18 protein-coding genes and 1 tRNA gene are annotated in these 20194 nt (G+C 60.2%); 6 read left to right on the top strand and 13 right to left on the bottom strand.

Annotation, left to right across the window (positions count from 1 at the left end; translation table 11 throughout):
• Positions 1-8 precede the first annotated feature (8 nt).
• The 4 genes from flgC to TMS3_RS11430 all read right to left on the bottom strand — a co-directional run bounded on the left by flgC (position 9) and on the right by TMS3_RS11430 (position 3112).
• Entirely contained in the window at positions 9-452 is a 444-nt protein-coding gene (flgC, locus tag TMS3_RS11445; RefSeq protein WP_025165416.1) for a flagellar basal body rod protein FlgC, read from the bottom strand.
• A 13-nt stretch (positions 453-465) separates the two neighbouring features.
• Complete coding sequence (flgB, locus tag TMS3_RS11440) at positions 466-873, bottom strand: flagellar basal body rod protein FlgB (protein WP_025165415.1); 408 nt, start codon at positions 871-873, stop codon at positions 466-468.
• 257 nt (positions 874-1130) lie between these two features.
• Positions 1131-1958 carry a protein-glutamate O-methyltransferase CheR gene (cheR, locus tag TMS3_RS11435; protein WP_025165414.1) on the bottom strand — a complete coding sequence of 276 codons (828 nt, stop codon included), beginning with the start codon at positions 1956-1958 and terminating at the stop codon, positions 1131-1133.
• Between the two features lie 218 nt (positions 1959-2176).
• Entirely contained in the window at positions 2177-3112 is a 936-nt protein-coding gene (locus TMS3_RS11430) for a chemotaxis protein CheV (RefSeq protein ID WP_025165413.1), read from the bottom strand.
• Between the two features lie 76 nt (positions 3113-3188).
• Here TMS3_RS11430 and flgA point away from each other — a divergent pair, with 76 nt between their 5' ends.
• The 4 genes from flgA (at position 3189) to TMS3_RS11410 (ending at position 5788) form a co-directional block, all read left to right on the top strand.
• Positions 3189-3947, top strand: coding sequence for a flagellar basal body P-ring formation chaperone FlgA (gene flgA / locus TMS3_RS11425; RefSeq protein ID WP_025165412.1), 759 nt, complete (start codon positions 3189-3191; stop codon positions 3945-3947).
• 154 nt (positions 3948-4101) lie between these two features.
• Entirely contained in the window at positions 4102-4437 is a 336-nt protein-coding gene (flgM, locus tag TMS3_RS11420) for a flagellar biosynthesis anti-sigma factor FlgM (RefSeq protein WP_025165411.1), read from the top strand.
• Between the two features lie 50 nt (positions 4438-4487).
• Positions 4488-4955 carry a flagella synthesis protein FlgN gene (locus TMS3_RS11415; RefSeq protein WP_025165410.1) on the top strand — a complete coding sequence of 156 codons (468 nt, stop codon included), beginning with the start codon at positions 4488-4490 and terminating at the stop codon, positions 4953-4955.
• 80 nt (positions 4956-5035) lie between these two features.
• Positions 5036-5788, top strand: coding sequence for a flagellar brake protein (locus TMS3_RS11410; RefSeq protein WP_025165409.1), 753 nt, complete (start codon positions 5036-5038; stop codon positions 5786-5788).
• Between the two features lies 1 nt (position 5789).
• Here TMS3_RS11410 and TMS3_RS11405 read toward each other — a convergent pair whose 3' ends face one another.
• From TMS3_RS11405 to TMS3_RS11380, 5 genes are all read right to left on the bottom strand, one after another.
• A complete protein-coding gene (locus TMS3_RS11405) occupies positions 5790-6407 on the bottom strand; it encodes a TIGR04282 family arsenosugar biosynthesis glycosyltransferase (protein WP_025165408.1) in 618 nt (205 codons plus the stop codon).
• A complete protein-coding gene (locus TMS3_RS11400) occupies positions 6404-7096 on the bottom strand; it encodes a TIGR04283 family arsenosugar biosynthesis glycosyltransferase (RefSeq protein WP_025165407.1) in 693 nt (230 codons plus the stop codon). The genes TMS3_RS11405 and TMS3_RS11400 overlap by 4 nt, the downstream gene beginning before the upstream one ends.
• On the bottom strand, positions 7093-8415 hold the full coding sequence (locus TMS3_RS11395; RefSeq protein ID WP_025165406.1) for an MFS transporter: 1323 nt from the start codon (positions 8413-8415) through the stop codon (positions 7093-7095). The genes TMS3_RS11400 and TMS3_RS11395 overlap by 4 nt, the downstream gene beginning before the upstream one ends.
• Before the next feature lie 60 nt (positions 8416-8475).
• Positions 8476-9717, bottom strand: coding sequence for a glutamine synthetase family protein (locus TMS3_RS11390; RefSeq protein WP_200929650.1), 1242 nt, complete (start codon positions 9715-9717; stop codon positions 8476-8478).
• Between the two features lie 892 nt (positions 9718-10609).
• Positions 10610-11260, bottom strand: coding sequence for a YceH family protein (locus TMS3_RS11380; RefSeq protein ID WP_025165403.1), 651 nt, complete (start codon positions 11258-11260; stop codon positions 10610-10612).
• A gap of 321 nt (positions 11261-11581) precedes the next feature.
• On the opposite strand from TMS3_RS11380, the gene sstT reads away from it, so the two are divergent.
• A complete protein-coding gene (sstT, locus tag TMS3_RS11375; protein WP_025165402.1) occupies positions 11582-12832 on the top strand; it encodes a serine/threonine transporter SstT in 1251 nt (416 codons plus the stop codon).
• A gap of 60 nt (positions 12833-12892) precedes the next feature.
• Here the strand turns inward: sstT and TMS3_RS11370 are convergent.
• From TMS3_RS11370 to TMS3_RS11355, 4 genes are all read right to left on the bottom strand, one after another.
• Positions 12893-12967 (bottom strand) — tRNA-Arg (locus TMS3_RS11370).
• Positions 12968-13270: 303 nt separating this feature from the next.
• Entirely contained in the window at positions 13271-14671 is a 1401-nt protein-coding gene (locus TMS3_RS11365; protein ID WP_025165401.1) for a sodium-dependent transporter, read from the bottom strand.
• Between the two features lie 178 nt (positions 14672-14849).
• Entirely contained in the window at positions 14850-15908 is a 1059-nt protein-coding gene (locus TMS3_RS11360; protein ID WP_025165400.1) for a Glu/Leu/Phe/Val dehydrogenase dimerization domain-containing protein, read from the bottom strand.
• A gap of 119 nt (positions 15909-16027) precedes the next feature.
• A complete protein-coding gene (locus TMS3_RS11355) occupies positions 16028-19495 on the bottom strand; it encodes an indolepyruvate ferredoxin oxidoreductase family protein (RefSeq protein ID WP_025165399.1) in 3468 nt (1155 codons plus the stop codon).
• A gap of 199 nt (positions 19496-19694) precedes the next feature.
• Here TMS3_RS11355 and TMS3_RS11350 point away from each other — a divergent pair, with 199 nt between their 5' ends.
• Positions 19695-20162 carry an Lrp/AsnC family transcriptional regulator gene (locus TMS3_RS11350; protein ID WP_025165398.1) on the top strand — a complete coding sequence of 156 codons (468 nt, stop codon included), beginning with the start codon at positions 19695-19697 and terminating at the stop codon, positions 20160-20162.
• The last annotated feature ends 32 nt before the right edge of the window (positions 20163-20194 follow it).

The raw sequence follows: 20194 nt of genomic DNA, 5'->3' as shown, positions 1-20194 counted from the left end.
TTGACGGCTTACTGACCCAGGGTCAGTACGCGCTGCAACATTTGTTTGGCGGTATTCATCATCTCAACGTTGGTCTGAAAGGACCGGCTGGCCGAGATCATGTCAGCCATCTCCTCGACCACATTGACGTTGGGGTAATACACGTAACCGTCGCCGTTTGCCGCCGGATGATTCGGCTCGTAGCGTGCCACCAACTCACTCTGATCCTCGACGATGCCGAGTACCTGCACACCACGCCCCGCTTGCTCCTGATCGGCAAACAGCGAGCCACTGCCACCTTCCTGCGCCTGCTGGAACATGGTGGCGAACACCGGGTGACGTGCGCGATAAGTCTGATCGATACTCGACGACACGGTTTCGGCATTGGCGATGTTGCTGGAAATGGTATTCAAACGAGTGCTCTGGGCACTCATGCCGGTTCCAGCAATATTGAAGACATTAGAGAGTGACATGGCTCAGGCTCCTTTAGTCGCCGCGCAGGGCGCTGACCAGCCCTTTGAACTTGCTATTGAGAAAGGTGAAGCTGGCTTGGAACTGCACGGCGTTTTCCGCATAGCTGGCCTGTTCGACCTGGAGATCGACAGTGTTCTGATCGAGCGACGGTTGAAACGGAGTGCGATAGGCCAAGTCGGCACCCCCCATAGCCAGCCCTTCTGCGGCAATATGCCGGCTGTTGGTTGTACTCAGCCCCGCCGGAACCCGCTGACTTTTCGCACTCTGCGCGGCCAGCACCGAGGCGAAATCCAGGTCGCGCGCCTTGTAGTTGGGGGTATCGGCGTTGGTCATGTTGTTGGCCAGCACTTCGGCACGCTGAGCGCGGAAGCCGAGAGCTTTTTCATGGATACCGAGTGCACTTTCGAAGCTGATGGTCATGATCAGGAACCTTTGCCGTTTGGCTTGCCTGTTTTCCGTGCAAGACATTAAGCAAGGTGCATGCCATTATATTTTTTACTTATTTTTCAATCACTTATAAAAAACAAGCGACCTATAGACTGCCTGAGCGGCAATAGCTTTCCGCCCACTGGCAAGCCAAGCGGCAATCCATTGCGCGCCTTGCCGCCCAGCGCCATAAAAAACGGGAGGCCACTGGCCTCCCGTTTTGATTGTACGAAATATGTATTGCCTGCAGCTCACTTCACCTTGTAGATGATCCCCGGACTGCACTGCACCATCTGATAGTGACTCGGCAGACCATTGAGCGCCTCCGATGCACCGAGGAACAGATAGCCGCCCGGCTTTAACATGGCATGGATGCGCGTGAGGATGTCTTTCTTCACCTCAGCGGAGAAGTAGATCAAGACGTTGCGGCAGAACACGATATCGAATTTGCCGAGACTGGCATAACTATCCAGCAGGTTCAGCGGACGAAACTCGACACGACTCTTGATCGCCGGCTTGACCACCCAACGCCCCGGCCCTTTAGGGTCAAAGTAGCGCTGCAGGCGTTCCGCAGATAGCCCACGCCCCATCGCCAGGCTGTCGTACTCGCCAGATTTACAGTTGGCCAGCATCGACGGCGAAAGGTCGGTGGCAACAATCTGCACCCCCGCCTTGAGCTGTCCGATATTGGTTTTTTCAAACTCATCGATGCTCATCGACAAGGAGTAAGGTTCCTGCCCGGAAGAGGAAGCCGCCGACCAGATGCGCAAGCGCTGACCCGGATTGGCCTTGATCAGCTCGGGCAGCACGCGATTCTTCAACACTTCGAAGGGATAGACATCGCGAAACCACAGGGTTTCGTTGGTAGTCATGGCATCCACGACCAGCTCACGCAAACCACCACGCGGCTGATTTTGCATGCGCTGAACCAACTCACCCAGGGTTTTGATGCCGTGCTGCTCCATCAACTTATTCAGTCGACTGGACACCAGGTACTGCTTATTGCTGCCCAGCAGAATGCCACAGGCTTTTTCCAGGAAGACCCGGAACTGTTCAAAATCCAAATTACCTGAAGACACTCACGAGGCCTCGCCAATCAAAGTGTTGTGCCGAGAGTCTGCCCCTCAACCCCATCTAGGGTTGCGCAAAAACCACTACGGCAATTATTCGGCATTAAAACAGATATCGCACACGCGAAGCGCTGAACACTTACCCTGCCACACTGAAGGGTCAGCCCTGGGTGATTCCCCGCATCGCGGTGCCACTGTTCCTTACCCAATCTTCGCTCGCGATGATCTCACGCAGTTTGATCTGCCGCGTTTATCCGCTCTACCACCCGTGACGCCAATTCATCTGGCCGGAACTTGGCGAGAAAATCATCGGCGCCGACTTTCTTCACCATAGCCTGATTGAACACCCCGGACAGAGAAGTATGCAGGAGAATGTGCAGCCCCTGCATGCGCGCATCACCGCGAATTTCCGTCGTCAGGGTATAACCGTCCATTTCTGGCATCTCAATGTCGGAAATCAGCATCAGTAGCTCTTGGTTAGGCGACCGACCCTCCTCCACCATCTTGCGCAAATAACCCAACGCCTCGCGACCATCATTCAGCGCAGTGACTTCAACACCGACAGTCTGCAGGCAGCGCATCACCTGCTTTCGCGCCACCGAAGAGTCATCGACAATCAACACATGTTTAGTGACCGCTTTGCTCTGGGTTTCAACATCGATAACCCCAGCTGAGATCGCCTCGGAAGTCGGTGCTACTTCGGCGAGAATTTTCTCCACGTCGATAATTTCCACCAACTCTTGATCCAGCCGCGTCACCGCCGTGAGGTAATGATCACGGCCAGCGCCCTTGGGTGGCGGATGGATCTCTTCCCAGTTCATATTGACGATGCGCTCCACCGAACGCACCAGAAAGCCCTGAACCTTGGTGTTGTATTCGGTGATGATCACGAAGCTGTTTTTCAAGTCGCTCAGCGGCGCCTTACCGGTTGCCATGGACAAGTCGAGAATGGGGATGGTGCCGCCGCGAATACTCGCCACGCCACGCACCACCGGGCTGGACTTTGGCATGATGGTGAGTTTGGGGCATTGCAGCACCTCCTTCACCTTGAACACATTGATTCCATACAACTGCTTGCCATCAAGGCGAAACAGCAGTAACTCCAAGCGATTTTGACCAACCAACTGAGTTCGCTGGTTAACCGAATCCATTACACCGGCCATGCCCAAACTCCTGTGTGTGAGTAGCGCACATTGCGCTTAGCCTAGCAGGCGGCACGGGCCTTGCTTTTGACTCAGCATGAACGCAGAAACGACAATTTATCGACACATCATGGCAAAAAGCCACCAGCTACTGGCGGTTTTACCGGCTTTACTTGCACTCGGCTATAGCTCCATCGCTGCCGCTTCAGCAACCTTGCCTGAACAGCTTATCGGCGTCACCCAGAGATTTCTTGAGGAGGCCGTTAGCGATTACTTGGAGCGCAGTAAAATCCAAGGGCGGCATGAGGTTGAGATTAATCGGCTCGACTCACGCCTGCGCTTGCCCTTGTGCGACAAAGACTTGGTGGCCAGCCTGGAAAGTCCGACCGAACCCATCGGCCGGGTTACTGTGCGCGTTCGTTGCGAAGGCAGCGCTGTCTGGACGGTATTTGTTCCCGGCCAGGTGCGCCTGTATCGCGAGGTGGTTACAGCCAGACGTCCACTCAAACGCAATAGCCTACTGACAGATGCAGATATAGCATTGGCGGAACGTGATACCGGCCTGCTCAACCAAGGCTATCTGTCCTCTTTAAAACAGGCGATTGGCAAGAAATTGACGCGCCCACTGCTGCCGGATCAAGTGCTGACACCGGCGTACGTCGAGCAAGCGGAGGTCATTTATAAAGGTGACCAGGTGGTGATCAGCGCACACAGTGGCACTATCAGCGTGAGAATGCCCGGCGAAGCCTTATCGGACGGGACGCTCGGAAAACAGATCAATGTACGCAATCAACGATCGCTGCGCGTGATCAAGGCGCGGGTAACCGGTCCAGGCCAAGTCGAAGTGGCAATGTAGGCATGATTCTTGTACTAGCATTTTCCTGACAATTTCTTACACTCGGCATAGAGTGTTACCTGGCGCACATTTTATTGCCTGATTGCCCTAAAGTTTCCCAAGACACCGCCGACAAGCTAGGCAAGCGCCCAAACACTGTTCGAGGTTTTGCATCATGGTCATCGACTTCAATCGGCTAAACAACGCCTCTTCGCCCGCTAGCTCAGGGCGTGTCGGCGGCACCCAGGCTGGTGGCGAAAAAGATGCCATCGGCACTAAACAGCCCGCACAGGCTCCGACCGAACAAGCAGCAGCCGGCAAAAGCGGCGAGTCCGTACAAATCAGCCGCGAAGCACAGCAACTGCAGAAAATCAGCGAAAAATTGAGCGAACAACCTATCGTTAACAAAGAGCGTGTCGCGCAGCTTAAACAAGCTATTGCCGATGGCAGCTACCAAGTCGACAGCCAACGGGTTGCCAGCAAATTGCTTGATTTCGAATCCCAGCGTTAGCCTCAGGATTGCGCTGGGAGCGATGGACGCCTACTCCCCAAGAGCCCGTGATGCACGATACTTCCCTGCTAGAGTTGTTCACCTCCGATATCGGCAGCGCCGAGCAACTGCTTGAACTAATCGATGCCGAATTCAAAGCTCTGAGCGAGCGCGATCTACCGCGCCTGCAAGGGATTCTGACAGACAAGCAACCCCTGCTTGCACTGCTCGATCAGCATGGCCAAGTACGCAGCCAATTTTTACTCGGCCTGCAGCTCAGCGCCGATCGCCTCGGCCTGGAGACCCTCGCCGCACGCTCCGCTCACGGGGCCGAATTGCTCGCCCGCAGCGATGCACTGAGCGCGTTACTTGAGCGCTGCCAGGCCGCGAATCTGCGCAATGGCCGCCTGATCCGCGCCAACCAGGCATCGACCCACAGCATGCTTGGCATACTCCGTGGCGCTGAAACGCCCAGTCTCTATGACAGTCACGGCGGTACCGCTAAAATCGGTCAACAGCGTCCGCTCAGTCGAGCCTGACACCTAACAAGGCACAAGGAGCACACGACCGTAGCGTCAGTATGCTAGTGTCGCCGCATTTGCTTGGAGAGTTCTGGACCGTGTCCAATCCCTTTCTCGAGGACGATGGCCCGCAACCACCCAAGGCGCTCAAAGCGCCGGTGGAAATCGCTGCCAACCTTCGCCAACTGCAACAAGATCACGATCCGCTGTTCATCACCTTCCATGAACGCAGTCAGCATTTTCAGAGCTACCTGATTGAGGTCGACCGCGAGAAAAACCGCCTGATCCTCGATGAGATGATTCCCAGCGATGGTGAGCGCTTCCTGCAGAATGGAGAGCCATTCCGTATCGAAGCCTTCCATGACGGCGTCCGCGTCGCCTGGGAGTGCCTGCAAACCGTAAAGATCACCGAACACCAGGGCTCACGCTGCTATTTCAGCCCGATGCCCAAGGAAGTGCATTATCACCAACGCCGCAATGCCTATAGAGCGCCGCTCAAGCAGTCAGAGCAGGTGCAGGTAGAGCTGGCTGGTAATAAGAAGTTACGCACGCCCATTAAAGGGCAACTGCTGGATATTTCCGCGACTGGGTGCAAGCTGCGCTTGCCCGGCGATGCCAGCCATAGCCTGCAAGCAGGTCAGGTCTACGAACGCTTTACTGCCCAACTGCCTTTTGGCCCGCTGACCCTGGCGGTGGAGTTGCGCCACGTGGGGTACGAAGAAAAACTCGATACGACTTTTGTCGGCGTGCGTTTCTACCGCATTGGCGGCCTGGAGCAGCGCCAGGTCGAGCGCTTTGTCTATCAACTACAGCGCGAAGCCCGGCGCTTCGACAGCGACGGCCTGCTGTAGCTCAGACCTCAACTCGGATACCTAACGCCGCCAAGCGCGGCAGATCCTCAGGGCGATCCACATCCCACAACACCGGCAACAGCTGATGACTCCACTCCAACTGTTGCAGGCGCTCTCGAGTCACCGCCAAGACTCGGTCCGAACCCCAGGGCATGGCGTTAAACAACGAAGGATGTACGCGGCGTAAACCGAGCAGGACATAACCGCCGTCCTCGGCCGGACCCAGCACTACCGGCTGCGTATGCAAAGCGGCACAGGCGCCACTCAGGTATTCGGCATCCAATGCAGGGCAATCGTTTCCGATCAATATCACCCCATCGCTTTCCGCCAACCCCAATACGGATATCCAGCGCATCCGCTCGCCCAGATCACCCACGGGCTGTTCAACCAGCGTCCAGCCCAGGTCGTCAGCCAGCCCCTGCAGACTCGCATCGGGCGTGTCATCCAGCCACAAAAAACGCTGACTGAACCCCTCAGCCGGCAACTGCAAGGTGCGCTCTAACAACAAGCGCTGCAAGTCGCACGCCCCTTCTGGCCCCAGCGCAGGGATCAACCGTGTCTTCACTCGCCCAGGCACCGGCGAGCGTGCTAGTAAGTGCAAAGAAATAGACAGACTCATAGCGGTGGCCCTCCGCGATACTGGCGCGCCAACCGAGCCGGACTGGCACCACAATAGTAAGCCAACCGTAAGCGCCACATCAGTAGCACAGTACGCCAAACACCGTGGCGTTCCCAGCGTCGACTCGAGGTCAATAACGCTGGACGCAAACACCGCGGGCGAGCCTTTTTTTTCAGCCGACGACTGAGCTCAATATCCTCCATCAGGGGAATATCGGCATAACCGCCCAACGCCTCGAACGACGCGCGGGCAACGAAAATGCCCTGATCTCCGCTAGCCACCCCCGTTAACCGCGAACGCAGGCTGATCATCATGCCGATCAAGCGCAAGCTCAGGCTGTGGCCTGACAAGCGCACATCGAAACGCCCCCATAGCGGACGCTCGGCCAGCACCTCAAGTAAGCACTGGATAGATTCGGCGCTGATTTGCGTATCAGCATGCACAAACCATAGATAGTCACCACGCGCGACTGCGGCCCCGGCATTCATTTGCCGCGCTCGACCCGGGCTGCTCTCGAGCACTTGATCGGCACAGGGCACAGCCAAGGCAGCGGTAGCGTCACGGCTGCCGCCATCCACCACGATCAGTTCCGCGCCACCAGCACGCAGCCCCGCCAGATTCGCCAGCAACAGCGGCAGGGCCTGGGCCTCATCGCGCGCAGGAATGATCACACTGAGCCGTGGGATCACGCGTGCGGAACCGGCTCATGCGGCTCTACGGGGATATCGCCTGCTACTTCGAATGCGTTGCCATCCTGCATCTGATCGTGCACCACCTGCTCGTCGACCCGAGGGTCAAGGGCGGCAACCAAGGGTGAGCTGGCGATACTGTCCGGCATAGGGATGTGATGCAGTGGCGCATCATCGACCTGGTACAAGTGGGTGACGTTATCCGGACGCACTCGCCAGACCAGAATCAACGCGCAACCGCAGGCAAAAGCATAGAGCATGTTTGCACCCCAAAAGCGCATCATCACACCTGCCAGCAGAGGTCCAATACTCGCGCCTACGCCGAAGGTGATCAGCAGCATCGCGGTCAACGAGACGCGTCGCTCACCCTCCACGTGATCGTTGGCCAAGGCTACCGCTAGGGGATACAAACTGAACTGCAGCATGCTCACGACAAAGCCGATGCCGATCAATAGCAGCAAAGAGACCTCAGGCATCATTGCCAACGGCAACGCCGCCAGCGTCAGCAACACCGCGCAGCCGCGGATCAAAACCACCCGATCGCAACGATCCGACAACCAACCGAGCGGCCATTGCACTACCAGGCCGGCGAGAATACAACTACCCATGAACAAACCAATTTGCTCGGTGGGCAACCCTACTCGCGTTGCATACAACGGCGCCAAACCATAGAACGAGCCGATCAGTAGTCCGGCTGTGCCGATGGTGGTCAACGACAACGGCACACGACTCAGGAAGAAACGCATCTCGAGCGGCGCAGGATGCATAGGCGCGGGGTGCAGCTTGTGGGTCAACGCCACCGGTACCAGGCACAAGGCGAAGCACAAGGCCACCAGCATCAGCAGCTCAGGACCGAGCGCAGGATGCACGACCAACACCAACTGGCCGAGCACCAACCCCAGGTAGGAGGCGCCCATGTAACCGGCGAACACTTTGCCTCGCTGACTGGTCTCCGCCTGTTCGTTAAGCCAGCTTTCGATCACCATGTATTGGCACATCATGGCCAAACCAACCAACATACGCAGCAATAGCCAGACGGGTAACCAGTCGGTCAGGCCATGCCCCAGCACCGCTGCCGTAACCACGCCGGCGCAGGCTACATAGGCACGGATGTGGCCGACCCGGGCGATCAGTCTATGTCCTACTTTCCCGCCCAACGCCAAGCCGAAATAGTTGGCCGCCATCAAGGCGCCAACCCACAGGCCATCCACCGTCTCTGCCAAACGCAAACCTAGATAGGTACTGAGCAAACCCGAGCCGAGCAGCATCAATGCAGTGGCGAAATACAATGAACGGTAGGACTTCCAGATTAGGCGCATCGGTCTTGTGCAGCTCCCTGAACGAGTATCGAACCGGGACACCGGGTCGACTATTAAGACTTAAGCCTGGGCCGCAAGCACACGCCGCTCCCAGGGGGTTATTTCATCGAAAAAGCTATTGAGCTCCATGGTCTTGGAAGCGATGTAGCCTTCGATGAATTCGCTGCCGAACAGTTCAACTGCGAGCGAACTCTGCTTCAGACGCTCCAAGGCAGCGTGCATGGTACAGGGTAGCGTTAATTCTTTTGCTACTTCGAACTCACCCTGAATCGGCGCACTCGGTTGCAAGCCATTCTCCAGACCATACAACCCTGCGGCCAGGCTCGCCGCCAAGGCCAGATAAGGGTTGGCATCGGCACCCGGCAACCGATTCTCCACCCGCCGCGCCACTGGCGAGCTGGCGGGAATGCGCAGGCCCGCGGCGCGATTGTCCTCCGACCAGCAGGCGTTGTTCGGCGAGGCGTAGGGATGACAGAGGCGCTGATAGGAGTTCACATGCGGCGCAAACAACAGGGTGAAATCCGCCAGAGCCGCCTGTTGGCCACCGATGAAATGGTAAAAAGCGGGCGTCGCCTGCCCGTCTACAGCGCTGAAAATATTGTTGCCTGTGCCCTGTTCGATCACGCTCTGATGGATATGCATGGAGCTGCCGGGAGTTTTCGCCAATGGCTTGGCCATGCACACCACACTCAACCCGTGCTTGAGTCCGACCTCCTTGAGCAGGTGCTTGAACAGGAAGGTCTGGTCGGCCAGCAGCACAGGGTCGCCATGCAGCAGATTGATCTCGAACTGACTGACGCCCATCTCATGCATAAAGGTATCGCGCGGCAAGCCCAGCGCCGCCATGCACTGATACACCTCGCTAAAGAACGGCCGCAGGCCGTTGTTCGAACTCACGCTGAACGCCGAGCCACCGTCCTCACGCCGGCCATCCAAGCCTACTGGTGCCTGGAACGACTGGTGTGGATCCGTGTTCGGGGCGAACACGAAAAACTCCAGCTCGGTCGCCACCACCGGCTGCCAGCCACGGGCGGCATAGCGAGCCACTACCTGCTTGAGCAGTCCACGTGTCGATAAACCGGAATGTCCACCCTCCAGTTCATCCGCATCACAGATTGCCAGGGCACGCGGACTGCTGCTCCAGGGTAAGCGATGGATCTGCGTCGGCTCGGCGCTCAAGGCCAGATCGCCATCGTCGCTGCCGTAAAAACGCGCCGGCGGATAACCGCCCATGATGCATTGCAGCAACACGCCACGGGCCAACTGCAATCGACGGCCCTCGAGAAACCCCTCAGCGGTCATCACTTTACCGCGTGGCACGCCGTTTAAATCCGGGGTCACGCACTCGACTTCATCTACCCCGCGCAATAGTTCGACCAACGCGGTGCGGCTAGCGGTACTCATCTGTTCTTATCCTTAGTAGGGCGCGAGAGCCATCGTATAACGGCCAAGACGTACAAAATACGCATCAGCCGTTCAGAATTTCAAGCAACCTCATCACTGCACTTAGACCTTCAAGAAACTGAACAGCAGATACATCTAATTACTTGATCATATAAATCAATTTAACTATCGCTTTTTCCTGCAATAGAATCCCCCTAGACATCCCTTACAACACACGCGTTAGAGCTGTTTAAAGCCACTATCGACAGCATCGATTACTACCATCAGGCTTCAGAACTTCTTCATCTAAAATTTGTGAGTAGCATTGGCTCCGTACTCACTTACCGCCCTCACGAGGAGCCTCAAGATGAAAAAGACAATTCTCGCCAGCCTAATCCTGGTTAGCCTGTCCGCCAATGCTTTCGCCCTTGCACAAAATGCAGCACCCGCCCCGCTCAATGACGGCAAGACCAACAGCGCCATTGCCGCAGACGGAGCAGACCGCACTGGAGCCAATCGTGTCGCCGAAGGTGGCTACGAACGTCTGCAGGAGCGTTTCCGCGTAGCCGAAGACGGTGCCGAAAGCACTGCTATCGAGGGCATCGTTGAAGGTGGCGCCGAGCGCCTGCAGGAGCGCTTCCGCGTGGCCGAAGACGGCGCCGAAAGCNNCGAAGACGGCGCCGAAAGCACCGCCATCAGCCGCATTAGCTGACCGTTTATGCCAGTCTTCAAACCATTAAAGGCGCTAATTCGGCGCCTTTAATCTGCCCGCTACAGGCAACGCTTCGCGAATCCGCGTCTCAATATCAGCCTATTCCAAGCGCGCCAGCCGCTCTTCCAGAGCCGCCACCCGCGCCTCCAGTGCCTCCAGGCGGCTTTCGTCATGCGGCACGGCGCTGGATACTCGTTCCCCAGACAGCGCACGCGCCTCCAGCAAGGCCTGAAGATCGGCCGGCTCCCCCAGCAAATGCATGTAACGGTCTTCACGTTGCCCCGCTTGACGCGGCAACAGGCAGACCAGTTCACGGCTAATCAGCCGCTCCAGGTTGTGCTGCAGCTGCTCGGCATCGTCGAAGTCGTGCATGCGATTGCTGCGTGTGAGCAATTCATTGACCGTCTGCGGGCCGCGCAACAGCAGCAGGCCGACTAACACGACCTGAGCCGCCACCAGCTCCAGCGTCTTGTCGGCACGGTGCTCCCAGCGGTCAGCCCGGCTGCCCATCACCAAGCGCGCCAGGCCTCGCCCCTCCAGACTGCGCAAGCCCTGGCCCACCTGGCCGGGATTGAGGTTCATCAGCGGCTCGCGACTGGTCTTCTGGTTACAGGCCAGCACCAGGGCATTCTGGGTCAGCGGATAGGCCTCTGGCGTGGTCGCCTGCTTTTCGATCAAACAGCCGAGAATGCGGGCTTCGACGGCAGTCAGCGGCGCCTCGCTGGGCGAGGTAACGGTCTCGTTGGACATGACAACTCTCTCGGGCTCGGACGTGTTGCTAGCCTAGCCTGCCTCGCAGCGGCTTGACATGCCTGTGCGTCAAACACTTGCTAAAACTCGCCATTTAGCGGCCGCCTCGGCCGGATCAGCTCGGCATGCCGCCCAGTATGCTAGAGTCCCGCGCTGTTTTTTCCTGACCGGGTAGATAACGCTCCGCCAAGGCCCGTACAACTCGCTAGACGCCGCCGTCCCTATGCGCATTCAGACCAGCCAGAGCAAGGCTCTTCAGGCTGAGCTCGTCGTTTGCAGCAGATACGGCTCGCCGCCCCCTTAGAATGTGAGACGCATGCTATGCCCGATGTTCAACACCCTCTTTTACACCTACTGAACCGCACCAGTCTGGTGGTGCAAATCATCATCGGCTTGCTTGCTGGCATTCTGCTGGCGCTGTTCTTCCCCCAAGCCGCCTTGAGCGTCAGTTTGCTCGGTACGGTATTCGTGTCCGCCCTGAAGGCCGTTGCACCGGTGCTGGTGTTCGTCCTGGTCGCCGCCTCGATTGCCAACCACCAGCGTGGCCAGCAAACCCATATCCGCCCGATCCTGCTGCTCTACCTGTTCGGCACCTTCAGCGCAGCTCTAATCGCGGTACTCGCCAGCTTCGCCTTCCCCTCGAGCCTAACCCTGGTGAGCAACGGCGCCGAACTGTCGCCCCCGGGCGGCATCGGCGAAGTACTCAAGACCCTGCTGCTCAACGTCGTCGACAACCCCGTCAACGCGCTGCTCAGGGGCAACTTCATCGGCATCCTGGCCTGGGCCATCGGTCTCGGCTTCGCCTTGCGCCATGCCAGCCCGAGCAGCAAGCAGCTACTCGGCGACCTGTCGCTGGGCGTGACTGCGATCGTCAAACTGGTGATCCGCCTGGCCCCTCTGGGGATTTTCGGCCTGGTTGCCGCGACCCTGGCCGAATCCGGCATGGGCGCCCTGCTCGACTACCTGCACCTGTTGCTGGTGCTGGTTGGCTGCATGCTGTTCGTCGCGCTGGTGGTCAACCCCGCCATCGTGTTCTGGAAGATTCGCCGCAACCCATATCCGCTAGTGTTCACTTGCCTGCGCGAGAGTGGCTTGACCGCGTTTTTCACCCGCAGTTCGGCCGCCAACATTCCGGTCAACCTGCAGCTCTGTCAACGTTTGGGCCTGCATGAGGAAACCTACTCGGTATCGATTCCACTGGGCGCGACCATCAACATGGCCGGGGCGGCGATTACCATCAGCGTACTGACCCTGGCTGCCGTGCATACCCTGGGCATTGCCATCGACCTGCCCACCGCCCTGCTGCTCAGCCTGCTGGCCTCGATCAGTGCCTGCGGCGCGTCCGGGGTCGCAGGCGGTTCGCTGCTGCTGATTCCGCTGGCCTGCAGCCTGTTCGGCATTCCCAACGAGATTGCCATGCAGGTGGTCGCCGTCGGTTTCATCATCGGCATCCTTCAGGACTCGGCGGAAACCGCGCTGAACTCCTCCACCGACGCGCTATTCACCGCAGCAGCCTGCCTGGCTGCAGAAGGCGCCAGCGCAACCGCACAGGCACAGACACAACCGCGCTGAAGCGACGGCGCAGGGCCTAGAAAGCAAAAAGGCTTACGCAGTGCGTAAGCCTTTTTTGTTTGGTGTCCCCTGCTGGAGTCGAACCAGCATCTAACCCTTAGGAGGGGCTTATTCTATCCATTGAACTAAGGGGACTGAGTAGCATTGCCTGATGTACTCGGCAGTCGGGCGGCATCTTAGCGGCCCTCTGCGGATTTGTCATGCGGCTGCCATCGCGAGCTAGCCATACTGCCAACAAGTCATCCTGGCGATCGCCATGAGCCAGCCGAACACTCAGCACCTGCCCGATACCCCCTTCGCCAGTTTCAGCATACGCACCGCCTGCATTGGCGATGCGCATGCCTTGGCGGGATTACCGCAGTAACTGGGCGCCGACGATCCGCGTGCCGGCCCCACACTGCTGGCCCTGGCCGGGTGCAGTCGCTTTGCAGCAACCAGCTAGCCGAACAACCCCAAGGTGTGCAAAAACACCACCAGAATGCCCAGCGGCGTCAGCCAACGCAGCACCAGCCACCACAGCTTGAATAGCTGCGGATGGTTAATGCCCAGCGCCTCCTGCACCGTCGTCCGACTCAATGCCCAGCCGGTGAACAGCACCGTCCCCAGGCCGCCGAGGGGCATCATCAGGTTGGTGGTCAGGTAGTCCAGGCTGTCGAAGAAGGTCTTGCCGAACAGGGTGAACTCCGACCAGAGGTTGAACGACAGCACAGTGCCCAGACTCAGCAGCCACAGGGTGATACCGCTTAGCAGTACGGCCTTAAGCCGGCCGATGGCGAACTTCTCGCTGAGCCAGGCGATAGTCGGCTCGCTCAGGGAAATCGCCGAGGTCAGGGCGGCGATGGCCAGCATGATGAAGAACAGCCCACCGACCAATTGGCCGAATGGCATCTGACCGAAGGCGATCGGCAGGGTGACGAAGATCAACCCCGGTCCCGCGCCCGGCTCCAGACCGTTGGCGAACACCAAAGGAAAAATCGCCAGGCCGGCCAGCAGAGCCACCCCGGTATCGGCCAGGGCTACCATCAGCGAAGTCCTGGCGATGGAGGTGCCCGCCGGCAGGTAGGAGCCGTAGACCATCATGGCACCACTGGCCAGGCTGAGGGTGAAGAAGGCATGCCCGAGGGCCACCAGCACACTCTGCGCGCTGAGCTTGCTGAAGTCGGCGGCGAACAGAAAGTGCACGGCCTCACCGAAGTGCCCAGTGGTGGTGGCGTAGCCGACCAGCACCAACAGCAGCACGAACAGCCCCGGCATCATGAAACGCAGCGAACGCTCCAGGCCCTCCCGTACGCCCAGACCGACGATGCCCAGAGTCAACAGCAGTACCAGGGTGCCGTAGCCGATCAGCTTCCAGGGATCGCCGAGCATGGCGCCGAACAGCGCGCCGCTGCTCTCGCCATCCAGCCCGGCAAAGCTGCCCATGGCGGCCGCTGGCGCGTAGGCCAGCGCCCAGCCGGCCACCACCGAATAGAAGCTGAGAATCAGAAAGCCGGTGAGCACTGCCATGGTACCCAGCTTGCGCCAGTGGCGACTGGCACCGGCCCGCTTGGCCAGGGTGGCGATAGCCCCTTCCGGGTTGGCCCGGCCGCGTCGACCGATCATTACCTCGGTCATCAGCAGCGGAATGCCAATCACCAGAATGCACGCCAGGTAGACCAGGACGAAGGCACCGCCGCCGTTCTCTCCGGTGATATAGGGGAATTTCCAGATATTGCCCAGGCCCACCGCCGAACCGGTGGCGGCGAGGAAGAACATCCAGCGCGAGGACCACAGGCCGCGACCGGTTGCACTGCTGGAGGCGCCGGCCACATTGGCGGCGGCGATGCTGTCTTGACTCATTGGGACTTGCCCTCTTGTTGTTGTAAAAAAGTCAGTCGGTAAATGGATGCAGCATTTTTGTAGGCTGGATTAGCCGCACAGCGGCGTAACCCAGCGCTCTGACGCAAGGCATTAGCATTGCTGGCCTAACGACCGGAGAGTGGGTTACACCTGCGGCTAACCCAACCTACACAGACTCTCAGCGTCCGGCTTGCAGGCGCTCGCGGGCCAGGCTGTCGGCCACCGCGCTGGTGGTCTGACCTTGCGCTTCGGCGCGCTCGAAGATCTGCTTGAGCGTGCCGCCGATACCCTCGACATGCGCCTTGAGCTGCGCGGCAGTGCCGCCGGTGCGCTCATAGCAGACGTCGATGATCCCACCGGCATTGATCGCATAGTCCGGTGCATACAGGCAGCCACGGCGCTTGAGCTCCTCGGCCAACTGCGCATCTGCCAGCTGGTTGTTCGCCGCGCCGGCGATCACCGGAGCCCGCAGGGCCTCGAGGGTGTGCGGGTTGATGATAGCGCCCATGGCGCAGGGGGCGAATACGTCCACATCCAGGCCATAGATATCGTGCTGACCCACCGCCTTGGCGCCCAGTTGCTCGACCGCGCGGCGCACATTGGTCTCCTGAATGTCGGTTACCCAGAGCTCGGCGCCCGCCTCTTTCAAGTGCCGAGCCAGGCTGAAACCGACCTGACCGACGCCCTGAATCGCCACCTTCAGGCCCTTGAGACCATCGCGCCCCAGGCGATGCTTGACCGCCGCCTGCAGGCCGATAAACACCCCATAGGCGGTGGATGGCGAGGGGTCGCCATTGCGCGTGCCACCGTCGAAGGCTTCGCGCTGGCCGGCGCCGGCGACATGGCGAGTGCGCTCGGCCATGATCTGCATCTCGGCCACGCCGGTGCCCGAGTCGGCGGCGGTGATGTAGCGCCCGCCCAGGCTGTCGACAAAGTCGCCCATGGCCTGGAACAGCGCCTCGCTCTTGCCGGTGTGCGGATTGCCGATGATCACCGCCTTGCCGCCGCCCAGGGGCAAGTTGGCCAGCGCCGACTTGTAGCTCATGCCCCGCGACAGGCGCAGCACATCACGCAGCGCTTCCTGATCGTCGGCGTAGGGCCACATGCGGCAACCGCCCAGCGCCGGCCCGAGTTGGCTGTTGTGGATGGCGATGATGGCTTTCAGGCCGCTGGCCTTGTCGTGGCCGTAGACGACCTGTTCGTGGTGATCGAAATCGACGTGGGAAAACACGGACATGGAGGTTCCTCGGGTGATTCTTATGGTGAATTGGGGGCGTGTGTAGGAGCCAGCTTGCTGGCGATCCCCAGCCACAGCCGATGATCGCCAGCAAGCTGGCTCCTACAGTGAAAAGAAACTCAGGCCGCGGGCTCGAACAGCTGCACGACCTGGATTTCCCGGGCCTGCATGCGCTCCTGCAACTGCTTGCGCTGGGCACGTACATTGAGCAGGGCCTGCTCCTTGACATGGCCGTAGCCGCGGACCTGCTCCGGCAGCTCGGCAATCGCCACGGCGGTGGCATAGTTGCCGGCGTTGAGTTGCTGCAGCAGCTCGCCAAGGTCGCGTTCATAGTCCGCGACCAGCTGCACTTCCAGCTTGCGCTCGGCGCTGTAGCCGAACAGGTCGAGCGGCGTACCGCGGAGGAACTTGAGTTTGGCCAGCAGGCCGAAGGCCTTGAACATCCAGGGGCCGAACTGGCGCTTGCGTGGCTCGCCGGTGAGCGGGTTGCGCTTGCTCAGCCAGGACGGCGCCAGGTGGAACTCCAGGCGGTAATCGCCCTGGAACTGCGCCTCGAGCTGCTCGATAAAGCGGCCGTCGCTGTACAGCCGCGCCACCTCGTACTCGTCCTTGTAGGCCAGCAGCTTGAAGTAGTAGCGTGCCACGGCCTTAGTCAGGGCCTGATCGCCCTGCTTGTCGGCCTGACGCACCCGCGCCACCAGTGCCCGATAACGCTCGGCGTATGCGGCGCTCTGATAGGCCGTGAGGGCCGCGACGCGGAACTCTACGATTTCCTCCAGGGTTTCACAGCGTGGCGCCTGCGGCATGGTTGGCTTGGCCAGTTTCTCTACCGCCGTCGCATCGTGGGCCGCACGACGGCCCCAGAGGAACGCCTGCTGATTGAGCTGCACCGCCACGCCATTCAGCGAGATCGCCTTGTCGATGGCCTCGGCGGACACCGGCACCAGGCCCTTCTGGTAGGCGTAACCGAGCATGAACAGGTTGGTGGCGATGCTGTCGCCGAGCAGGCGGGTGGCCAAACGCGTGGCATCGACGAAGTGGGTCTTGCTCGCGCCCACCGCCTCGATCAACGCCTCGCGCATGGCCGCGCCCGGCACCTGGGCATCCGGGTTGCGGGTGAACTCGGCGGTAGCGGCTTCATGGCTGTTGACCACCGCATGGGCAATGGTCTCATTGAGCTTGGCCAGGGCTTCCTCGCTGGCGGCCACCACCAGGTCGCAACCGAGCAGCAGGTCGGTTTCGCCGGCGGCGATACGCACCGCGAAGATGTCGTCCTGCTTGGCGGCGATGCGGATGTGGGTAATTACCGGGCCGAACTTCTGCGCCAGGCCGGCCTGATCGAGCACGCTGCAACCCTTGCCCTCGAGATGCGCGGCCATGCCCAGCAGGGCGCCAACGGTGGTCACACCGCTGCCGCCAACGCCGGGCAGGAGGATGTTCCAGGGACGTTCGAGCGACGGCTGACGCGGCTCCGGCAAGCTGATGAACAAGGCATTCAGGCCCACCGCCTCGGGCTGACGCAGACTGCCACCGTGCACGGTGACGAAGCTCGGGCAGAAGCCATCGACGCAGCTGAAGTCCTTGTTGCAACTGTTCTGGTCGATCTGCCGCTTGCGTCCCTCTTCGGTCTCCAGCGGCAACACCGACAGGCAGTTGGATTTGACGCTGCAATCGCCACAACCCTCGCACACCGCCGGGTTGATGAAGGCGCGCTTGGCCGGATCGACCAGCTTGCCGCGCTTGCGCCGACGGCGCTTCTCGGTGGCGCAGGTCTGGTCGTAGATCATCACCGAGACGCCCTTGAACTCACGCAGCTCACGCTGCACCGCGTCCAGATCGCTGCGGTGATGGAACGTGACGATGGACGCGAAGCCGTCGCGGCTCGGGTATTTCTCCGGCTCGTCACTGACCAGGGCGATGCGCTTGACGCCCTCGGCGAACACTTGCTGGCTGAGCTGATCGACACGCAGTTCGCCGTCGATCGGCTGGCCGCCGGTCATCGCCACCGCGTCGTTGTAGAGAATCTTGTAGGTGATATTGACCCCGGCGGCGACGGCCGCGCGCAGGGCCAGCTGACCGGAGTGGAAGTAGGTGCCGTCGCCGAGGTTCTGGAAGATGTGTGGGGTGTCGGTAAACGGCGCCTGGCCGATCCAGGTCGCGCCTTCGCCGCCCATCTGGGTGAAGGTGTCGGTGTTTCGATCCATCCACTGGGTCATGTAGTGGCAGCCGATGCCGCCCTGGGCGCGGCTGCCTTCCGGCAGTTTGGTCGAGGTGTTGTGCGGGCAACCGGAGCAGAAATGCGGGGTGCGCACGGTGCTGTGCTTGGGCGCGGCCAGGGAGGCTTCCTTGGCCGCGAGGAAGGCCAGACGCTCTTCGATGCTGGCACTGCTGTAGATCGGCGCCAGGCGCTTGGCGATGGCGCGGGCGATCATCGCCGGAGTCAGCTCGGACAGGTTCGGCAGCAAGGAGATACCGTCCTCGTCGAATTCACCGACCACTCGTGGGCGCTTGCCCACCGGCCAGTTGTACAGCTGACCGGTCAGCTGGTCCTCGATGATGCTGCGCTTCTCTTCTACCACCAGGATCTCGTCCAGGCCCTCGGCGAACTCGTGCACCGAGACCGGCTCAAGCGGCCAGCTCATGCCGACCTTGAGCACGCGCAGACCGACCTGGGCACAGAGTGCGTCGTCCAGACCGAGGTCCTCCAGGGCCTGGCGCACATCCAGATAGGACTTGCCGGTGGTGATGATGCCCAGGCGCGGGTTCGGCGAATCGAGCAACACCTGGTTGAGGTTGTTGGCGCGGGCGAAGGCACGGGCGGCGTAGATCTTGTAGGTGTTGAGGCGTTTTTCCTGGGCCAGGGGTGGGTCCGGCCAGCGGATGTACACACCGTCCTGCGGCAGTTCGAAGTCCTCGGGAATCTGCACCTGCATGCGCAGCGGATCGACTTCCACCACCGCCGAGGAGTCGACGTTCTCGGCGATGGTCTTCAGCGCCACCCAGCAACCGCTGTAGCGCGACAGTTCCCAGCCGAGAATGCCGTAGTCGAGGATTTCCTGGACGTTGGCCGGATTGAGCACCGGGATCGACGCGGCGATAAAGGCGTGCTCGCTCTGGTTGGCGATGCTCGAGGATTTGCAGCCATGGTCATCGCCGGCCAGCAGCAGCACGCCGCCATGCTCGGAGACCCCCGCCGAGTTGCCGTGCTTGAATACGTCGCCGCAACGGTCGACGCCCGGCCCCTTGCCGTACCACATGGCGAACACGCCGTCGTAGCGCGCGCCGGGGAACAGGTTGGTCTGCTGGCTGCCCCACACCGAGGTGGCCGCCAACTCTTCGTTGACCCCCGGCTGGAAGTGGATGGCGTTCTCCTGCAGGAAACCCTTGGCTTCCCACAGACTCTTGTCGAGGTTGCCCAGGGGCGAGCCGCGGTAGCCGGAAATAAAGCAGGCGGTGTTCAGGCCGTGGGCCGTGTCGCGCTGCTTCTGCAGCATTGGCAGGCGGGTCAGCGCCTGGGTGCCGGTGAGGTACAGGTGACCTGTGGCGAGGCGGTATTTATCATCCAGGCGGATCTCGGCCAGAGACATGCGGGCGCTCCTTATTGTTATGGCGACCTTGGATGGCAACGGTGAATGCCATCATTGTTCTGTTGCGCGCAGGATCACTGCACGAAACGACTGGCTAAGAATATGACTGAGCGGTACCGATTTTTTCTTTCTATTTTCGGGCCTGAACGCCAATATTGCGCATGAGCTTTCCAACAAAAACAACATATCGGAATAAATCATGCAGAACCCGCTGGGCCCTATCGATCGCAAGATTCTCCGCCTGCTGCAACACAACGGCGATCTCACGGCAGCAGAGGTCGCGGAAAAGGTCGAACTGTCACAATCACCCTGCTGGCGACGGATTCATCGCATGCAGGAAGACGGGCTGATCGAACGCAAAGTCGCCCTGCTCAACCCCAAGCTGCTCGGGCTGAGCATGACGGTCTTCGTCAATATCAAGCTCTCAGCCCACGGCCGCAGCAACCTGGAAGAATTCGAACAGGCCATAGTCGGCTACCCCGAGGTGCTGGAGTGCTACACCATGGCCGGCGGTTCGGACTACCTGCTCAAGGTGGTGGCCAAGGACATCGCCGGCTACGAGCGTTTCCTGCGTGATCAGTTGCTGCAACGCCCGCATGTGCAGGAGGCGCACTCGAACATCGCCATGAGCGAGGTCAAGCGCACCACCGAGTTGCCGCTGGACTGAGTACGCATCCAGGATGCCTGTCGGAGCGACCA

Origin of the sequence: Pseudomonas taeanensis MS-3 (assembly GCF_000498575.2) — a bacterium.
In the GTDB taxonomy this organism is placed as follows: Bacteria; Pseudomonadota; Gammaproteobacteria; order Pseudomonadales; family Pseudomonadaceae; genus Aquipseudomonas; species Aquipseudomonas taeanensis.
The sequence above is the reverse complement of the archived record's forward strand: the minus strand, read 5'-3'. Positions and strand labels throughout refer to the sequence as shown.

What these genes read in the sequence shown, in the direction of transcription:
- TMS3_RS11355 (WP_025165399.1), bottom strand. Translation starts at nt 19,495, where the DNA reads ATGTCTCTGGCCGAGATCCGCCTGGATGATAAATACCGCCTCGCCACA.
- TMS3_RS11390 (WP_200929650.1), bottom strand. Translation starts at nt 9,717, where the DNA reads ATGACCGCTGAGGGGTTTCTCGAGGGCCGTCGATTGCAGTTGGCCCGT.
- TMS3_RS11360 (WP_025165400.1), bottom strand. Translation starts at nt 15,908, where the DNA reads ATGTCCGTGTTTTCCCACGTCGATTTCGATCACCACGAACAGGTCGTC.
- sstT (WP_025165402.1), top strand. Translation starts at nt 11,582, where the DNA reads ATGCCCGATGTTCAACACCCTCTTTTACACCTACTGAACCGCACCAGT.
- TMS3_RS11365 (WP_025165401.1), bottom strand. Translation starts at nt 14,671, where the DNA reads ATGAGTCAAGACAGCATCGCCGCCGCCAATGTGGCCGGCGCCTCCAGC.
- TMS3_RS11380 (WP_025165403.1), bottom strand. Translation starts at nt 11,260, where the DNA reads ATGTCCAACGAGACCGTTACCTCGCCCAGCGAGGCGCCGCTGACTGCC.
- TMS3_RS11430 (WP_025165413.1), bottom strand. Translation starts at nt 3,112, where the DNA reads ATGGCCGGTGTAATGGATTCGGTTAACCAGCGAACTCAGTTGGTTGGT.
- TMS3_RS11415 (WP_025165410.1), top strand. Translation starts at nt 4,488, where the DNA reads ATGCACGATACTTCCCTGCTAGAGTTGTTCACCTCCGATATCGGCAGC.
- TMS3_RS11395 (WP_025165406.1), bottom strand. Translation starts at nt 8,415, where the DNA reads ATGCGCCTAATCTGGAAGTCCTACCGTTCATTGTATTTCGCCACTGCA.
- flgM (WP_025165411.1), top strand. Translation starts at nt 4,102, where the DNA reads ATGGTCATCGACTTCAATCGGCTAAACAACGCCTCTTCGCCCGCTAGC.
- TMS3_RS11405 (WP_025165408.1), bottom strand. Translation starts at nt 6,407, where the DNA reads ATGAGTCTGTCTATTTCTTTGCACTTACTAGCACGCTCGCCGGTGCCT.
- TMS3_RS11350 (WP_025165398.1), top strand. Translation starts at nt 19,695, where the DNA reads ATGCAGAACCCGCTGGGCCCTATCGATCGCAAGATTCTCCGCCTGCTG.
- flgA (WP_025165412.1), top strand. Translation starts at nt 3,189, where the DNA reads ATGAACGCAGAAACGACAATTTATCGACACATCATGGCAAAAAGCCAC.
- flgB (WP_025165415.1), bottom strand. Translation starts at nt 873, where the DNA reads ATGACCATCAGCTTCGAAAGTGCACTCGGTATCCATGAAAAAGCTCTC.
- flgC (WP_025165416.1), bottom strand. Translation starts at nt 452, where the DNA reads ATGTCACTCTCTAATGTCTTCAATATTGCTGGAACCGGCATGAGTGCC.